Raw genomic sequence first — 475 nt, 5'->3', positions numbered from 1 at the left:
CTCAAAGGCATCTTTGAATAAACCATCTTTGTAGTAAAGAATACCTTGTTGGTTATTTTTATTCAGCTTTACCCCTTCGTATAAAGGTTTGGGTCGTGGGGGAAACATCACAAAACCGCCATACAAACTATATGCGTAAGGGCGTAATACATCATAAATCGTACCTTCGTCATACAATCGTTGTACTTCACTTCGCGGTAAGGTTAATGTCTTTGAAGAAAAGTAATCTTTTTGCACCAATAAACTAGTGCGCATCGCCATTGTAATTGCATTATCACGCTTATAGCGATAGTTGCTTATTTGAAAGGTAATAAACTTTTCGTCGAACTCGAGAATTTGCGCCACCTTCAAGTTTTCTGGGCGTAATGGCTCATGAGAGAATTTATCAGCCTTTACTAAATAAGTGTCATAGGCTTGCGGGTTATTGAGGATCGTTTGTTGTAGGGCTAATTTTGCATGATGCTGATTATAAAAA

1 pseudogene is annotated in these 475 nt (G+C 37.9%); it reads right to left on the bottom strand.

From position 1 onward, the window contains the following. Positions 1-475: pseudogene (locus tag CWB85_RS22010) on the bottom strand (tetratricopeptide repeat protein); the annotation flags it as partial.

Origin of the sequence: Pseudoalteromonas sp. S1727 (assembly GCF_005886375.1) — a bacterium.
GTDB lineage: Bacteria > Pseudomonadota > Gammaproteobacteria > Enterobacterales > Alteromonadaceae > Pseudoalteromonas > Pseudoalteromonas haloplanktis.
The sequence above is the reverse complement of the archived record's forward strand: the minus strand, read 5'-3'. Positions and strand labels throughout refer to the sequence as shown.